The following is a 15665-nucleotide window of genomic DNA, read 5'->3' as shown; positions in this document are numbered from 1 at the left end:
CCCGTGCTGTATCTCGACCACGCCGCCACCTCCCCCGTGCGCACGGAGGTGCTCTCCGCCATGGCGCCGTACCTCACCGGGGTGTTCGGCAACCCCTCGAGTCACCACACCGCGGGCGAAGCGGCGGCGAACGCGCTCGAGGATGCTCGCGCCCGGGTCGCCGGGGTGCTCGGGATGCGCACCGGCGACGTCGTCTTCACCGGCGGCGGCACCGAGGCGAACAACCTCGCGGTGAAGGGCATCGTGCTCGCCGGGCTGCAGGCCGGGCGGCGGCACCTGGTGGTGTCGCCGATCGAGCACGAATCGATCCTGGAGTCCGCCTCCTACCTCGAGCGCTTCCACGGCGTGATCGTGACGCGGCTTCCCGTGGACGAGACGGGGAGGATCGCCCCCACCGACCTCTCCGCTGCCCTGCGCGATGACACCGCGCTCATCTCGATCGGCCACGCCAACAACGAGATCGGCACGGTGCAGGACGCGGCAGCGCTCTCGGCGGTCGCCCACGCAGCGGGGGCACTGCTGCACCTGGACGCGGTGCAATCGGCGGGCTGGCTGCCGCTGCGGGGTGTGGGCGCGGATGCCGTCTCGCTCGCGGGCCACAAGCTCGGCGCTCCGAAAGGCACCGGAGCGCTCGTGGTGCGTGGCCGTGTCCCGCTGGAGCCTCTGCTGCACGGCGGGGGCCAGGAGCGCGGACGACGCTCCGGCACCGAGAACGTCGCGGGCGCCGTGGCACTGGCGACCGCGCTGGAGCTCGCCGAGGCGGACCGCGAGGCCGCTGCGGCGCGGATCGGCGCGGCGACGACGGCGTTCATCACCCGGGTCCTCGACCGTGTCGAGGAAGCCGCGCTCACCGGCCACCCCGTGCATCGGCTCCCCGGCACCGCGAGCTTCACGTTCGCCGGTGTCAGCGGGGAATCCGTGCTGCTGGAGCTGGAGCGGCGCGGAGTCATCTCGTCCAGCGGCTCGGCGTGCGCGGCAGGGCGTGACGAGCCGTCGCATGTGCTGCTCGCCTGCGCCGTCGCTCCGGAGATCGCTCAGACGTCCGTGCGGTTCACGTTCGGTCGAGAGGCGCTGCCCGACGACGCGCCGGACCGGCTGGCCGCGCTCGTCGCGGACGCCGTACGCGCGGCTCGCGCCTGAGCCGTCGCCCTAGACTCGGCTGGTGACTGCATCCGCCCCGATCGCCACGCTGATCGTCCCCGGTCGAGACATCGCCGCGTTCGCTCCGGCCGCCATCGCGTCGCTGCGCGGGCAGACGGAATGCCGTTGGCGCGCGATCCTCATCGACGACGGATCAACCGATGACACGGGAGCGATCTTCGCCGCCGCCGCTGCCGACGACGACCGGTTCGCGGTGATCCCGCATGAGGCCTCCCGCGGGCTGGGCGCCGCCCGCAACGTCGGCCTCGATCGTGTCGACACCCCGTACGTCGGGTTCCTCGACGGCGACGACGAACTCCGCCCCGACGCACTGGCCCGCCTCGTCGGCACACTCGAACGGACGGGCAGCGACTTCGTCGCCGGCGCCTACGTGCGCACCCGCCTGCACGACGGCCGCTACCGGTCCGGGCGCGTCCAGCCCTGGGTCGCTGCCGCGACGGCTCCGGAGCGCCTCGCGACGACGCTCGCCGCCCATCCGCGGGCGGTGTCCAACATCGTGGCCTGGTCCAAGCTGAGCCGCACCGACTTCTGGCGCGACCTGCGCTTCCCGGAGGGCGTGGCATACGAGGATCAGGTCGTGGCGCAGCAGATGTACACGCGGGCGAGGACGTTCGACGTGATCCCCGACGTCGTCGTGGACTGGCGTCTCCGCGCCGACGGAACCTCGATCACGCAGAGCAGGTCGAAGCTGCCCGTGCTGCGCGACTACCTCGACGCCCTGCGCGGGGGCATCCGCGTGCTGCACGAGGCCGGGGCCCGCGAGGCCGTCATCTGCCGACTGGAGCTGATCCTCGCGATGGACGTCGCGCCGCTCCTCGAGATCGCCGCAAGCCACCCCGACCCCGCCTACGCGTCCGAGGTCGACGCGTTCATCCGCGAACTCCGGTCACTGCCGGAGTTCGCCGACGCCGCCCCCGACCCTGCGCTCGCCGCCGCCCTCGCGTGGTGACCGTGCTGTGCCCTCTCCCGACGAAAGCCCTGGTGACCACATGAACGACTACCTCGCCTCCCTGTTCTCCCTGGACGGCCGCACGGCCGTCGTCACCGGCGGCAGCTCGGGCATCGGCCGCGGCATCGCCACGGCGCTCGCCAGGGCGGGAGCGGCGACCGTCGTCGTCGCCCGGGGCGAGGATCGTGTCGGCGAGACCGTCGACGAGCTGCGCGGCCTCGGCTGCCGAGCCGCCGGAGTGGTGGGCGACCTCAGCACCAGGGCGGGGATCCGCTCGGTCGCGGATGCCGCCGCGGCGCCCTTCGGAGAGCCGGACATCCTCGTGAACTCCGCGGGGATCAACATCCGGCCGCCGTACCCGGAGATCACGGAGGACGACTGGGACGCGACGATGACGGTCAACGCGCTCGCTCCGTTCCTGCTCGGTCAGGCCTACGCCCGGGGTATGGCCGAACGCGAGTACGGCCGCCTCATCCACATCAGCTCGCAGCAGGCGCACCGCGCCTTCGTCGGCAGCGGCGTGTACGGCGCGTCGAAGGGCGCGGTCGAGTCGCTCATGCGCTCCGAGGCGGAGGCCTGGGGCGGCACGGGCGTCACGAGCAACAGCCTCGTCCCGGGGTTCGTCCTCACACCGCTCAACGCCCGCCTGCAGGAGGATCCGGAGAAGGTCGCCGAACTCGCCGCGCGCACGATGATCGGTCGGAACGGGGTGCCGAGCGACTTCGCGGCCGCCGCGGTCTTCCTCGCCGGGGCAGGATCGGGGTACATCACGGGGCAGTCGCTGTTCGTCGATGGCGGGCTCTCGGTGCACTGAGACTCGGGCGGACTCAGGCCTCGGGCGGGTAGACCCTCTCGTCGGGGCGCGGCTCCGACAGCAACGGCACGGCGGCGGTGATCACGGCGACGGCGTCGGCACCCGCCGAGTCGGCCGGGGCACGGTCTGCGCGACGCTCCGCGAGGGGGGCCGTGGCGCCGCCGGTCACGGCCTCCTCGACCTCCGCCTCGGTCTCGAGCACGCGGGTGGCCGCGACCTGCTCGGCGGCGAGCTCGGCATAGAGCCCACCCCGGGCCAGGAGTTCCGCATGAGTCCCGGACTCGACGATACGGCCGGCCTCGAGGACGTGGATCACGTCGGCGCCCATGACCGTGGACAGACGATGGGCGATCGACAGCGTCGTGCGTCCCTTCGCCGCCTCGTCCAGCGCCTCTTGCACCACGCGCTCCGACACCGTGTCGAGCGCCGAGGTCGCTTCGTCCAGCAAGAGCACCGGCGGGTCCTTCAGCAGGACGCGCGCGATCGCGATGCGCTGCTTCTCGCCCCCGGAGAGGCGGTAGCCGCGCTCGCCCACGACGGTGTCGTACCCCTCCTCGAACCCCGCGATGATGTGGTGGATGTTCGCCGCCGTGCAGGCCGCGACCAGCTCCTCGTCGGTCGCGTCCGGCTTGGCGTAGCGCAGGTTCTCGCGGATGGTCGCGTGGAACAGATACGTCTCCTGGGACACGATGCCGACGTTGTCGATGATCGACTCCTGCGTGAGGGTGCGCACGTCGGCGCCGGAGAACAGCACCGTGCCGCCCTTCGCCTCGTACAGTCGCGGCGCGAGATACAGGATCGTCGTCTTGCCCGCCCCCGAAGGGCCGACGAAGGCGACCTGCTTTCCGGGCTCCGCCACGAAGGACACGCCGTCGAGGGTCGGACGCGCGTCCGGTGAGGCGTCCGGGTAGCGGAACACGACGTCGGCGAACTCGATCCGGCCGCGCGGGCCGGGAGCCTCGTCCACGGTGATGGCGTCCGCCGCGTCCTCGATCTCCGGCACCAGGTCGAGGTACTCGAAGATGCGCGCGAACAGCGCCGAGGAGGTCTGGAGGTCGAGCGAGACGCGCATGAGCCCCATGAGCGGCATGAGCAGCCGCGCCTGCACCGTGGTGAAGGCCACGACCGTTCCCGCCGTGATCGCCCCCGTTCCACCCGCGATCAGATACCCCGAGACCAGGTAGATCACCGCGGGCACGCTCGCCATGAGCACCTGCACGACCGCGAAGAAGCCCTGCCCGCTCATCGCCCGCCGAACCTGCAGCCGCACCTGGTTGCGGTTCTCGGCCTGGTAGCGCTGCGATTCCGTGCGCTGCCGGTTGAACGCCTTCGACAGCAGCATGCCGGACACGCTCAGCGTCTCCTGCGTGATCGAGGTGAGCTCCGACAGCGACTCCTGGGTCTCCCCCGCGATCCGCGCCCTGACCTGGCCGACCCGGCGCTGCACCACGATCAGGAAGGGCATCATGATCACCGCGATGAGCGTCAGCCGCCAGTCGATCAGGATCATCGCGACGAGCGAGGCGATGACCGTCACGACGTTGCCGAGGATGCTCGTCACGGTGTTGGTCAGCACACCGGAGACACCGCCGACGTCGTTCTGCAGACGCGACTGGATGACACCCGTCTTGGTGCGGGTGAAGAAGCCCAGCTCCATCGCCTGCAGGTGTTCGAAGAGCTTCACGCGGAGATCGCCGGTGACGCTGTTTCCGACCGTCGCGGTGAGCCATGTCTGCGCGACGCCCAGGACCGCCGACAGCAGGAACAGTCCCACCATGGCGGCCACGAGCCACCCGAGCAGCTCCAGGTGCGGACCGCCGCCTGCGACCGGGAACAGCGCGTCATCGAAGATGCGCTGGACGATCAGCGGGGGCACGACCGCGATCGCCGCCCCGACCACGACCAGGACGCCCGTGAAGAGGATGCGCCAGCGGTAGGCGCGGAACAGCGCGATCACGCGGCCGCCGAGACCGGGGATGCGGGGCGCCTCGGCGTTCAGCCTGCGCTGCGCATCCTCGTCCACGCCACGGAATCCGCCGCGGGGACCGCCGCCCATTCCACCACCCATGCTCATGGCGCCAGCGTACCCAGCCCCGAGGACAACGAGGCGCGTGAGTCTGCCGACGGCGGATTCTCTGTGAATTCGGAATGAAATGTCCGAGAGTGCCGTTACGCTGAATGACTCTTGCGAACTCTCGCGACATCCACTTCTTCCTCGCCTTGGAGGCCGCCCATGTCTGCCGTCGATACCGGCTCCATCTCGACGCCCCCTGCACCGGCAGCGGCCGAGATCTCCCGCAAGGACATGCGGGTGATCTGGCTGCTCCTCGTCGCCGCTTTCGTCGCCATCCTCAACGAGACCACGATGGGCATCGCGATCCCGCATCTGAATGCGGATCTCGGCATCCCGCCGGAGCTCGGCCAGTGGCTGACCAGCGCGTTCATGCTGACGATGGCCGTCGTCATCCCGACGACCGGATTCATCCTGCAGCGCTTCACGACCCGTCAGGTGTTCATCGCCGCGATGGTCGCGTTCTCGCTCGGCACGCTGGTCGCCCTCGTGGCGCCCGGTTTCTCCGTGCTGCTCATCGGCCGCGTGATCCAGGCCGCCGGCACCGGCATCATGATGCCGCTGCTGATGACCACGATCATGAACGTCGTCCCGCCGCAGTCCCGCGGCCGGATGATGGGTCGCGTCGGTCTCGTCATCTCGCTCGCTCCGGCGATCGGCCCGACCCTCGCCGGCGCGGTCCTCGAGACGCTGAACTGGCGCGCGCTGTTCGCCATCATCCTCCCGATCGCGATCGTGGCTCTCGCCATGGGCGCGAAGTGGATGACGAACCTCGGCGAGACGCGTGCCGTCCCGCTCGATGTGCTCTCGATCTCCCTCGCGGCGCTCGGCTTCGGCGGCATCGTCTTCGGCCTCAGCCAGTTCGGCGGAGAGGGCGGGTCGGGTGAGCTGACCGGCATCATCGCCCTGGTCGTCGGCGCCGTCTCGCTCGCCCTGTTCGTGTGGCGTCAGCTCGTGCTGCAGCGCATCGACGACGCCCTGCTCGACCTGCGCGTGTTCCGCTCGAGCAACTTCACGTTCTCGGTGATCATCATGACGATCCTGGCGCTGTCGATGTTCGGGACGCTCACCCTGCTGCCGCAGTACCTGCAGAACGTGGCCGGACTGAACGCCCTCGAGTCCGGACTGATCCTGCTCCCTGGTTCCGTGCTGATGGGTCTGCTGGGTCCGATCATGGGTCGCGTGTACGACGCGCGCGGCACGCGGCCGCTGCTGATCCCCGGCACGATCCTCGTGTCCGCGTCGCTGTTCTTCTACTCGACGGTCGGCGAGCACACCGTGTGGTGGGTGCTGATCATCGTGCAGGCCGCGATGTCGGTCGGACTGGCGATGTCGTTCACGCCGCTGTTCTCCGCTTCGCTGGGCTCGCTCCAGCGCTCCCTGTACTCGCACGGATCGGCGGTGCTGAACACGCTGCAGCAGGTGGGCGGCGCGGCCGGTGTGGCCCTGCTCACGGTCACCTACTCGGCGATCCTGCACGCCGGCGAGGCCGAGGGCCTGTCCCGCGCGGTCGCGGGTGCGCCGGGAGCGCGGATGGCCTTCCTGATCGCGGCGATCATCTCGCTCGCGGCGGTGGCGCTCAGCCCGTTCGTGCGGAAGCCGGCCGACGACGCCGGCGAGGGGTTCCACGGCGGGCACTGACCCGACGGTCAACGGCGACGGCGTCTGCCTGTCACTGCGTCTTCGGCGCGGGGATGTGGCAGACGCCGTTGCTGCAGTACCCGACGGCGTCGCCGTCGAGCAGGTTCAGCGCGTCGGGAAGCGGCTGCAGCCCGTTGGGCGCATCCTGTTCCGTCTCCTGCTGGATCTTGGTCATCCCTCGATCGTACGCCTGCTCAGCGGAGGTGGCGCCGCCAGCGGTTGGACAGCTGGATTCCCGTACGGTGGACAGATGCTCAGACGCCTCTTCGCCCGCATCTTCTGGACGCTCAGCCGGTGGACGCTCGTGAGCGAAGCCGCCCCCACCCGCCCCACGGTCCTGGTCGGCGCCCCGCACACCTCGAACTGGGACTTCGTCCTGATGCTCGCGATCGCCTGGCAGCTGCGGATCGATGTGCACTGGCTCGGCAAGAAGAGCCTGTTCCGGGGGTGGCGCGGCCCGATCATGCGCGCGCTCGGCGGCATCGCCGTCGACCGCGACGACCCCGCGCGCGTCGTGAACAACGTCGTCGGGCAGGTTCATGCGGGTGAGGTGTTCGGGCTCGTGGTCACTCCCGACGGAACGCGGGGCGGCAACGACTACTGGAAGTCGGGGTTCTACCGGATCGCGCGGGCCACCGGAATGCCGGTGACCCTGGGCTTCGTCGACCGCACGACCATGACCACCGGACTCGGTCCGACCCTCGACCTGACCGGCGACGTGGCTGCCGACATGGACCGGATCCGCGCGTTCTACGCCGACAAGGCCGGCCTGCGGCCGGAACGACGCACCGAGCCGCGGCTCCGGGAAGAGCTGTCGCCCGACTCCGACGACTGAGGCGATCGGAGCGCGCTCCCGGCGCTCAGTCGTCCGGCTCGGCGTGCGCTCGCACGTAGTCGAGATCTTCATCGGTGAGCTCCTCGACCATCCCGACGACGGCGCCCGTGACCTCGCGGATCTCCTCGCGGACCGTCTCCTCCAGGCGCGGCGAGGCGCTGTCGAGCACCTCGCGTCGCGCCTCGGGCGACAGGCGCGACCACCACTCCCGAGCCGGAGGAAGCGTCATCGCGCCGCCCCGCTTCGGCGCGCTGACGCAACCCTGTGGACACCATCGCCCATCGGCCGCGAAGATGAGGCCATGACGACGGATTCACCCGGCACGGCGCGCGACCATGACGACCGCCGCGACGGACGCGACGAGACGGCGAACGAGCGCGCCGACCGCAACTGGGACGAGCTCCTCCAGGAGCTTCGAGTCATGCAGACGGGTACCCAGATCCTCACGGGATTCCTCCTCGCGGTGGCTTTCCAGCCGCGCTTCACCGACATGGACGCGGTGCAGCGCGATGTGTACGTGGTCCTGGTCGCTCTCGCCGCAGTGGCGACGATCCTCGCGCTCGCTCCCGTCGGCCTGCACCGAGCGCTGTTCGGCAGTCGACGAAAGCCCGATCTCGTCCGGGTCGCCGCGCGCATCGTGAAGATCGATCTCGTCGTGATCGGCGCCCTCACGATCGGTGTGACGACGCTGATCGTCGACTTCACGGTCGGACGGACCGCGGGTGTGGTCGCCCTCGTGGTCTCGCTCATCCTCGTCATCGCCCTCTGGCTGGCGCTGCCTCAGGTTCTCCGCCGCGGGCGCGGCCAGGATGGGCCGTCCGCGGCGGAGAACACCTGAGTCGGCGTCAGCGACCGGCGGGGCTCCGGTTCTCTGCGCTGACCATCCACGCGAACTGCTCGAGGCGCTCGATGATGGCGTGCAGGAGATCCGCGGATGTCGGATCCTCCTCGTCCACGGCGTCGTGCACGTCGCGTGCGGTGCCGACGGCCGCCTCGAGACGGGCGGTCACGAGGTCGATGGTCTCCGTCGTCGAGACCTCGCCGGCGGGGAACTCGGGCAGGGACGAGGTCTTCGCGATCGTCGCGCTCCGCCCGTCGGGGACGGCGTGCAGCGCGCGCATCCGCTCCGCGATCGTGTCGCTGAACGTGCGGGCGTCCTCGATGATCTCGTCGAGCTGACGATGCGTGTCACGGAAGTTGCGACCGACCACGTTCCAGTGCGCCTGCTTGCCCTGGATGGCGAGGTCGAGCAGGTCGACGAGCACCGCCTGAAGGTTCGCCGCGAGAGTGGACGAGGCGGTGAAGCCCTTCTCCGCGTTCTGCTGCCTGGTCGTCTTGACCGCGCCCTTCGAGCTGCCGGTCTTCTTCGTCGTCTTGTTCTCAGCCATGTTGTGACCTCCTGAGGGCGACGCTAGCGTGGCCCTCCGTCCCGTCAGGAGGGGGTTGACACCGATGACTCCCGGCACGGAACGTGTCTCCTGACCCCAGAGAGGAAGCACGTGACGAACGAGCATGACCAGGACCCCGGAGAGGTCGTCATCGCCCCCATCAGCGATGCGGATGCCGGGGAGGTGCTGACCGTCCAGCGCGCGGCCTTCGTGTCGGAGGCGGCGATCTACGGCAGTGTCGACATGCCGCCGCTCACGCAGACCCTGGCGGAGCTGGAAGCGGAACTCCGCTCGGAGTCGGGCCTCACGGCGCGCATCGACGGACGACTGGTGGGCGCGATCCGCTACGTCGAGAAGGACGGCCTGCTGCTGATCGGTCGTATCGCGATCGCTCCGGACATGCAGGGAGAGGGCATCGGGCGCAAGCTGCTCGAGAGCGCAGAGAACGCCTCGACTGCCGACGAGGCCGAGCTGTTCACCGGAAGCCTCAGCGAGGCGAACATCCGCCTCTACGAGTCGTGCGGATACGTGGAGCACGAGCGGGTGCCCGACGGCGACGGGACGGAGCAGGTCTTCCTGCGCAAGCGACTGCGAGAAGGCTAGGAGCCTCCTCCGAATAGCCGCAAGGGGGTTGAGACGCTCCGTCGAGTCCGGAATCGTGGCCCGGACACATGCCGCGACCGTGGCATGCCCCAACCGGAAGGAGAGTCTCGTGCTCACCCTCACCGACAACGCCACCGCCATCGTGACGACCCTCGTGAGTCGCCAGAACGACGCCCCGGACGCGGGGCTCCGCATCCACTCCACGGAAGCTCCCGGCGCAGACGGCGCCCGCCTCGCGGTGCTCGTCACCGCTGATCCCGAGCCCGAGGACCAGGTCGTGGAGATCTCCGGCACCCGCCTGTTCCTCGACGAGACGGCCGTGTCCGCTCTCGACGACAAGATCCTCGACGCGGGAGTGGATGAAGAGGGGTCCGTGTCCTTCGCGGTCCTCCCGCAGGTCGCCTGACCGCGATCCCCCCGGATGCCGCGACCGCTTCGGTCGCGGCATCTGTCGTCTGTCGGACATCACGTTTCGATCCCGACTGCCGAGGGAGCCGGGGACGCCCCCCGGCAGTCGATAGTGTCGCTGCATGCGACGTTCTTCTCTCTCCGCCCTCGCCGTTCTGGCCGGCTCAGCGGCGCTGCTGATCGGCTGCGCCCCCGCCTCTCCGTCTTCCTCGACGCCGTCGAGCACACCCGTCGCGTCCCCCTCGGCGTCCACCGAGCCGGAGGTCGACGCTCAGCTGGTCATCTCGCTCGATGGCGTCAGCTTCACGGATGACGACGGCACCGTCACCGCGGCGTACGACGATTCCGCCGCGCTCCTCGCGCTGCTCGAGGATGCCACGGGCGAGCTGCCCGCCCCTGAGGCCGTCGAGGGCATGGAGGGCTACGACGTCGACATGCAGTCCTACGACTGGGAGGGGCTGAGGGTCCTGGCCGACAGTGCGGGCGAAGGACCGGCGTCGATCGCGGTGACGGCGGCCGAAGTCGACGGGATCACCGTCACCACCGAAGAGGGCGTCGGGGTCGGTGCGACCAGAGCGGAGCTCCTCGACGCCGGCGGCTGGGCCCTCGTCGACGACGAAGACCCGACGACAGCCGCCAACCTCGGCCTGGGCGGCCGCGAGGTTCCGGACACCGAGTCGCTGACGCACCCCGGCTCGGTCGGAACCCTCTACCTGCTGTTCCTGCTGGACGGCGACACCGTCACGCAGATCAACGCGCCTGCCAACGACTTCAGCGACGTCTGACCCGCCGACTCCCTCCGGGGACTCGCGTAGCCTGGGGAGTGCTCCCACTCCCCAGGCTCACCTCGAAGGGCACCCGTGAAGATCTCCCTGCTCCGGCGCTTCGTCGTCCTCGCGGACGAACTGCACTTTCCGCGGGCGGCGGAGAAGCTCGGCATCCCGCTCGCTTCGCTGTACACATCGATCGACAAGCTCGAGGCCGAGGTCGGACACCCGCTCGTGAACCGCGAAGGTCAGACGCGTCTGACGCACGTCGGAGAGCTCTTCCTCGAGGAGGCGAGAGCGGCGGTCGCTGCAGCGCCCGAGCCCGTGAAGACCGTTGCCGCTCCCCGCGGCGGCAAAGCCAAGGCATCTAAGGGGAAGGGCCGAGCGCCCGCGGTGAAGGGGCAGCCGAAGCCGTACAAGAAGAGGCAGGGCCGCTGAGGGCTCAGTCCCAGTCGAGGTACTCCTCGATGACCACGGCCGTCTCGATCGGATGGGTCATCGGGAACAGGTGCTCTCCGCCGTCGATGCTCTTCACGCTCGCCCGTTCGGGCGCGGTCGCCTGCAGGCGCTCACCGTTGGCGAAGGGGGTGTCGGCGTCGTCAGTACCCTGGATGATCAAGACCGGCATGACCGGGGCCAGCGGGATGTCGGAGTCCTCCACGCCGAGCAGTGCCAGACCGTTCACGCGATCGGCGTGGCTCTGCGCGAAGGCTCGGGCGATCGTCCCGCCGAAGCCGTGACCGCCGATCCAGGTGTCGCCGAGACCGACGTGGTCGATCACGGCGAGCGCGTCCTCGACACGCGCATCCACGGACACGTCCTGACCGTCGGTGCGGTGGCCGATCCGCAGCACGTGGAATCCGGCTTCCTCGGCGAGGTAGTGCGCCACGACACCGAGGACGTCGGCTGCGACGTCGCGCTCCTGGATCAGCACGAGCTTGACGGGACCGTCGCCCTCGTCGACGAAGGGGATCGCGCGGCCGTCGGGCTCGAAGATCTGGGTCTCGGTCATCGGCGTCAGTCTCCTCATGCCGTCGGTGTCAGGTGCTCAGGCGGAACGTCCACGGTGGACGCCTGCGACCGAACCGCGGCCCGCGCCGCCGTCTTCCAGCCTAACCGCATGTCGGACGGGCTCCGAAGCTACCAGGCCCGCCCGCGCAGATTGATCGATCCGGTGGGCCACGGTGACGGATCCGGACCGAGTGGGAGGGTCAGCAGCGGGGGTCCTGGAGGCTGGGTGACGGGCTGCCCGGTGCGGTCGATCGATCGCTCGGATGCCGTGATGCGGCGCCACCCGCACGCCTCGTAGAACGGGACGACCTCTTCGCGGCAGCCGAGGTAGCCGAACCGCACGTCGCCGGCGGATGCCATGGACTCGGCGGCGCGGGCGAGCAGCAGTGCACCGAGCCGATCCCCGCGGGCGTGTGGCGAGATGAGGACGCCGCCCACACCCGCGACTGCGACGTCGTCCGCGCCGACGCCGATGATGCGCCGCTCCCACCCGACGTGCCCCACGATCGTGTCGCCGCGGCGGGCGGTGATGTGCACATCGTGGGGCGCGTAGCCGTAAGGCTGATCGGGGTCCCACGCGCCGAAGTCCGCGAGGTACTCGGTGTCGAAGAGGGCTCGCAGTCGCGCCATGTCGTCGACGGTGAGCCGGGCGTGCGGGGTGACCTCGATGGCGAAGGACGTCATCGCTCGACGACCTGCCCCGCCTCCACCCGCCACTGCCGGTCGGTCTGGACGCGGGCGAGCATCCGTCGATCGTGGGTGACGAGGAGCAGGGTGCCCTGGTAGGACTCGAGCGCCTCTTCCAGCTGCTCGATGGCCGGCAGGTCGAGGTGGTTGGTGGGCTCGTCCAGCACGAGGAGGTTGATGCCGCGCGCCTGCAGCAGCGCCATCCCTGCCCGGGTGCGCTCGCCGGGCGAGAGTTCATCGACGACTCGCGTCACATGATCGGCCTTGAGCCCGAACTTGGCGAGAAGCGTGCGGATCTCCCCCGACGCCATCGCCGGGACGAGGTCCTCGAACGCCACCGCCAGCGGTCGCGAGCCCGCAAGCTGTGCCCGGGCCTGGTCGATCTCGCCGATCTCGACGCTGGCTCCGAGGCTCGCCGTACCCTCGTCCGGCAACTGCCGTCCCAGCAGCCCACGCAGCAGCGTCGACTTCCCGGCTCCGTTGGGGCCCGTGATCCCGATCCGCTCCCCCGCGTTCACCTGGAGCGAGACGGGTCCGAGCTGGAAACTGCCCTGCCGGAACACGGCGGAGCTCAGCGTCGAGACGACGGAGCTCGAGCGCGGAGCGGAGCCGATCGTGAACTCGAGCTGCCACTCTTTGCGCGGCTCCTCGACCTCTTCGAGCCGCGCGATCCGGCTCTCCATCTGACGGACCTTCTGGGCCTGCTTCTCGCTCGACTCCGCAGAGGCCTTGCGCTTGATCTTGTCGTTGTCCGGCGACTTGCGCATCGCGTTGCGGACGCCCTGGCTCGACCACTCCCGCTGCGTCCTCGCGCGGGCGACCAGGTCGGCCTTCTTGTCCGCGAACTCGTCGTACTTCTCCCGCTGGTGCCTGCGGACGGTCTCCCGCTCCTCCAGATACGCGTCGTACCCTCCGCCGAACACGCGGTTGCTGTGCTGCGCGAGGTCGAGTTCGAGCACTCGCGTCACGCAGCGGGCGAGGAACTCGCGGTCATGGCTGACCACCACGACGCCGCCACGGAGCCCGCGCACGAACGTCTCCAGCCGTTCGATGCCGTCGAGGTCGAGGTCGTTCGTCGGCTCGTCTAGCAGCGCGATGTCGAATCGCGACAGCAGCAGCGCGGCGAGACCGACGCGCGCGGCCTGACCCCCGGACAGCGAGGTCATCATCGTCTGAGCCGGGTCCTCGCCGAGGTCGAGTCCGAGATCCGCGAGGACCGCGGGGAGCCGCTCATCGAGGTCGGCGGCGCCGCTTGCCAGCCAGCGGTCCAGCGCGACGGAGTACACATCCGCCGGATCCGTGCCCGGGGCGGCGAGGCTCGGGTCACCGAGGGCCGCGGCAGCCGCATCCATGTCCGTCGTCGCCGTCGCGCACCCCGTGCGGCGGGCGATATAGTCCACCACGCTCTCCCCGGCGATGCGTTCGTGCTCCTGCGGGAGCCAGCCGACGAAAGCATCGGCCGGAGACAGCCGGATCGTCCCCGCCTGCGGCTCGTCGACCCCGGCGAGCAGACGCAGCAGCGTCGATTTGCCGGCGCCGTTCGCGCCCACGAGCCCCACGACGTCGCTGGGTGCCACCGTCAGATCCAGCGAATCGAACAGGGTGCGGTGGCCGTACCCGCCGGCAAGCCCGTGGGCCACGAGTGTTGCGGTCATCCCTCAATCCTGTCACCCGTGCGGGTGGTGAGCCGACGGGCCTCCTCTCCCCTGGTCGGTCACCGCGACCCTGCGGCGCTCAGAAAGGGGGAATGCTGAACCCGCCGGAGAACAGCACCGCTCCTACGCCGACGATCGCGAGCATGACCAGGACCACGTAGCAGGTGACGCGAAGGGCGCCGGGAAGCCGCCGATTCGAGAGTCCCGCAATGATCAGAACGAGCGCGGGAATCAGCATCAGCGCACCGAACAGGATCGCGGGCGCCACCCGCACATCCGGTGCGGGGCAGGGGTTGGCCAGGGCGCAGAGCGTGGGGATTCCCTGGGCTCCCCAGAACAGCAACCACACACCGAGCAGGATCGCCAGGGCGGGCAGAAGATCCCGCCGTGCCGAGCGACGCGGGGGATCCTTCATGCCGCCAGTATCGCAGGCCCCACGGGTGCGACCCTCTGTGGCAGAGGCGGCACGGCGTGGACGCTGAGCGCGTCGAGCTCAGTTGTTGAAGCGGAACTCCACGACGTCGCCGTCCTGCATGACGTAGTCCTTGCCCTCGAGGCGGGCCTTGCCCTTGGCACGCGCCTCGACGACGGAGCCGGTCTCGACCAGGTCCTCGAACGAGACGATCTCGGCCTTGATGAAGCCCTTCTCGAAGTCCGTGTGGATGACGCCGGCGGCCTGCGGCGCCTTCGCGCCCTTGGGGATCGTCCACGCGCGGGCCTCCTTGGGACCGGCGGTGAGGTACGTCTGCAGTCCGAGCGTATCGAAGCCGATGCGCGCGAGCTGGTCGAGGCCCGACTCGTCCTGACCGGTGGAGGCGAGCAGCTCGGCCGCATCCTCGGGGTCGAGGTCGATGAGCTCCGACTCGATCTTCGCGTCGAGGAAGATGGCCTTCGCGGGTGCGACGAGCGCGGCCAGCTCCGCCTTGCGGGCGTCGTCGGTGAGCACGGCCTCGTCGACGTTGAAGACGAAGATCACCGGCTTCGCGGTCAGCAGTCCGAGTTCGCGGATCGGCGTCAGGTCGATGCCGGCCACCGAGAGGAGCACGCCGCGCTCCAGGGCGTCCTTCGCGGCCTTCGCGGTCTCGAGCACGATGGGCTCGATCTTCTTGCCGCGCACCTCCTTCTCGTACCGAGCGATCGCCTTGTCGACGGTCTCCAGGTCGGCGAGCATGAGCTCCGCGTTGATCGTCTCCATGTCGGACGCCGGGTTGACGGCTCCATCGACGTGCACGACGTCGTCATCGGCGAATCCGCGCACGACCTGGGCGATGGCGTCGGCCTCGCGGATGTTCGCGAGGAACTTGTTGCCCAGTCCCTCGCCCTCGCTCGCCCCGCGGACGATGCCGGCGATGTCGACGAACGACACCGCTGCGGGGAGGATGCGCTCGCTGCCGAAGATCTCCGCCAGCTTGTCCAGGCGCGGATCCGGCAGGTTCACCACGCCGACGTTCGGCTCGATCGTCGCGAACGGATAGTTCGCCGCGAGCACGTCGTTCTTGGTGAGAGCGTTGAAGAGGGTGGACTTGCCGACGTTGGGCAGGCCGACGATACCGATAGTGAGAGCCACGGGGCACGAGTCTACCTGGCCGCTGCCGCGTGATCCTGCGGGAGGCCCGCGCGAGGTCAGGCACGTGACCGAGTTCAGGCGGTTGCGGAGCGGAACGGCCTGACTCAG

The 15665-nt window shown here is 69.8% G+C and carries 19 protein-coding genes; 10 read left to right on the top strand and 9 right to left on the bottom strand.

Annotation, left to right across the window (positions count from 1 at the left end):
- Window positions 1-3 precede the first annotated feature (3 nt).
- From CSX12_RS05850 to CSX12_RS05840, 3 genes are read left to right on the top strand one after another with little or no spacing between them, the layout of a single operon-like run.
- Window positions 4-1140 carry a cysteine desulfurase family protein gene (locus CSX12_RS05850; protein WP_124895167.1) on the top strand — a complete coding sequence of 379 codons (1137 nt, stop codon included), beginning with the start codon at window positions 4-6 and terminating at the stop codon, window positions 1138-1140.
- Between the two features lie 22 nt (window positions 1141-1162).
- A complete protein-coding gene (locus CSX12_RS05845) occupies window positions 1163-2110 on the top strand; it encodes a glycosyltransferase (RefSeq protein WP_124895166.1) in 948 nt (315 codons plus the stop codon).
- 40 nt (window positions 2111-2150) lie between these two features.
- Window positions 2151-2924: an SDR family oxidoreductase gene (locus tag CSX12_RS05840; RefSeq protein WP_124895165.1), complete on the top strand. Its 774-nt coding sequence runs from the start codon at window positions 2151-2153 to the stop codon at window positions 2922-2924.
- 13 nt (window positions 2925-2937) lie between these two features.
- On the opposite strand, the gene CSX12_RS05835 is transcribed toward CSX12_RS05840, so the two are convergent.
- The gene (locus CSX12_RS05835; protein ID WP_124896819.1) at window positions 2938-4992 is read right to left on the bottom strand and encodes an ABC transporter ATP-binding protein; all 2055 of its coding nucleotides are present in this window, start codon (window positions 4990-4992) and stop codon (window positions 2938-2940) included.
- 165 nt (window positions 4993-5157) lie between these two features.
- On the opposite strand from CSX12_RS05835, the gene CSX12_RS05830 reads away from it, so the two are divergent.
- Window positions 5158-6636: an MDR family MFS transporter gene (locus CSX12_RS05830; RefSeq protein ID WP_124895164.1), complete on the top strand. Its 1479-nt coding sequence runs from the start codon at window positions 5158-5160 to the stop codon at window positions 6634-6636.
- 31 nt (window positions 6637-6667) lie between these two features.
- On the opposite strand, the gene CSX12_RS18470 is transcribed toward CSX12_RS05830, so the two are convergent.
- On the bottom strand, window positions 6668-6811 hold the full coding sequence (locus tag CSX12_RS18470; RefSeq protein ID WP_164479540.1) for a hypothetical protein: 144 nt from the start codon (window positions 6809-6811) through the stop codon (window positions 6668-6670).
- Window positions 6812-6886: 75 nt separating this feature from the next.
- Here CSX12_RS18470 and CSX12_RS05825 point away from each other — a divergent pair, with 75 nt between their 5' ends.
- A complete protein-coding gene (locus CSX12_RS05825; RefSeq protein ID WP_124895163.1) occupies window positions 6887-7471 on the top strand; it encodes a 1-acyl-sn-glycerol-3-phosphate acyltransferase in 585 nt (194 codons plus the stop codon).
- 25 nt (window positions 7472-7496) lie between these two features.
- Here the strand turns inward: CSX12_RS05825 and CSX12_RS05820 are convergent, their stop codons facing one another.
- Complete coding sequence (locus CSX12_RS05820; protein WP_124895162.1) at window positions 7497-7700, bottom strand: hypothetical protein; 204 nt, start codon at window positions 7698-7700, stop codon at window positions 7497-7499.
- 72 nt (window positions 7701-7772) lie between these two features.
- Here CSX12_RS05820 and CSX12_RS05815 point away from each other — a divergent pair, with 72 nt between their 5' ends.
- Entirely contained in the window at window positions 7773-8309 is a 537-nt protein-coding gene (locus CSX12_RS05815; RefSeq protein WP_124895161.1) for a DUF6328 family protein, read from the top strand.
- Between the two features lie 7 nt (window positions 8310-8316).
- Here CSX12_RS05815 and CSX12_RS05810 read toward each other — a convergent pair whose 3' ends face one another.
- Window positions 8317-8859: a DNA starvation/stationary phase protection protein gene (locus CSX12_RS05810; protein WP_124895160.1), complete on the bottom strand. Its 543-nt coding sequence runs from the start codon at window positions 8857-8859 to the stop codon at window positions 8317-8319.
- A gap of 111 nt (window positions 8860-8970) precedes the next feature.
- Here CSX12_RS05810 and CSX12_RS05805 point away from each other — a divergent pair, with 111 nt between their 5' ends.
- The 4 genes from CSX12_RS05805 to CSX12_RS05790 all read left to right on the top strand — a co-directional run bounded on the left by CSX12_RS05805 (window position 8971) and on the right by CSX12_RS05790 (window position 11075).
- Entirely contained in the window at window positions 8971-9462 is a 492-nt protein-coding gene (locus tag CSX12_RS05805) for a GNAT family N-acetyltransferase (RefSeq protein WP_192576725.1), read from the top strand.
- A gap of 109 nt (window positions 9463-9571) precedes the next feature.
- A complete protein-coding gene (locus CSX12_RS05800; RefSeq protein WP_124895159.1) occupies window positions 9572-9868 on the top strand; it encodes a Fe-S cluster assembly protein HesB in 297 nt (98 codons plus the stop codon).
- 124 nt (window positions 9869-9992) lie between these two features.
- A complete protein-coding gene (locus CSX12_RS05795; protein WP_124895158.1) occupies window positions 9993-10655 on the top strand; it encodes a hypothetical protein in 663 nt (220 codons plus the stop codon).
- Window positions 10656-10730: 75 nt separating this feature from the next.
- Window positions 10731-11075 carry a LysR family transcriptional regulator gene (locus CSX12_RS05790; protein WP_124895157.1) on the top strand — a complete coding sequence of 115 codons (345 nt, stop codon included), beginning with the start codon at window positions 10731-10733 and terminating at the stop codon, window positions 11073-11075.
- A 4-nt stretch (window positions 11076-11079) separates the two neighbouring features.
- Here CSX12_RS05790 and CSX12_RS05785 read toward each other — a convergent pair whose 3' ends face one another.
- The 5 genes from CSX12_RS05785 to ychF all read right to left on the bottom strand — a co-directional run bounded on the left by CSX12_RS05785 (window position 11080) and on the right by ychF (window position 15557).
- Window positions 11080-11649, bottom strand: a complete 570-nt coding sequence (locus CSX12_RS05785) for an alpha/beta hydrolase (RefSeq protein WP_124895156.1) — start codon at window positions 11647-11649, stop codon at window positions 11080-11082.
- 128 nt (window positions 11650-11777) lie between these two features.
- Complete coding sequence (locus tag CSX12_RS05780; protein WP_124895155.1) at window positions 11778-12332, bottom strand: GNAT family N-acetyltransferase; 555 nt, start codon at window positions 12330-12332, stop codon at window positions 11778-11780.
- Entirely contained in the window at window positions 12329-13990 is a 1662-nt protein-coding gene (locus CSX12_RS05775) for an ABC-F family ATP-binding cassette domain-containing protein (RefSeq protein WP_124895154.1), read from the bottom strand. Before CSX12_RS05775 ends, CSX12_RS05780 begins: the two co-directional genes overlap by 4 nt.
- Window positions 13991-14069: 79 nt before the next feature.
- The gene (locus CSX12_RS05770) at window positions 14070-14405 is read right to left on the bottom strand and encodes a hypothetical protein (protein ID WP_124895153.1); all 336 of its coding nucleotides are present in this window, start codon (window positions 14403-14405) and stop codon (window positions 14070-14072) included.
- 78 nt (window positions 14406-14483) lie between these two features.
- The gene (gene ychF / locus CSX12_RS05765) at window positions 14484-15557 is read right to left on the bottom strand and encodes a redox-regulated ATPase YchF (RefSeq protein WP_124895152.1); all 1074 of its coding nucleotides are present in this window, start codon (window positions 15555-15557) and stop codon (window positions 14484-14486) included.
- Window positions 15558-15665 lie beyond the last annotated feature (108 nt).

The organism is Microbacterium sp. Y-01 (assembly GCF_003856715.1).
GTDB lineage: Bacteria > Actinomycetota > Actinomycetes > Actinomycetales > Microbacteriaceae > Microbacterium > Microbacterium algeriense.
This window is presented reverse-complemented; position numbering and strand designations above follow the sequence as displayed.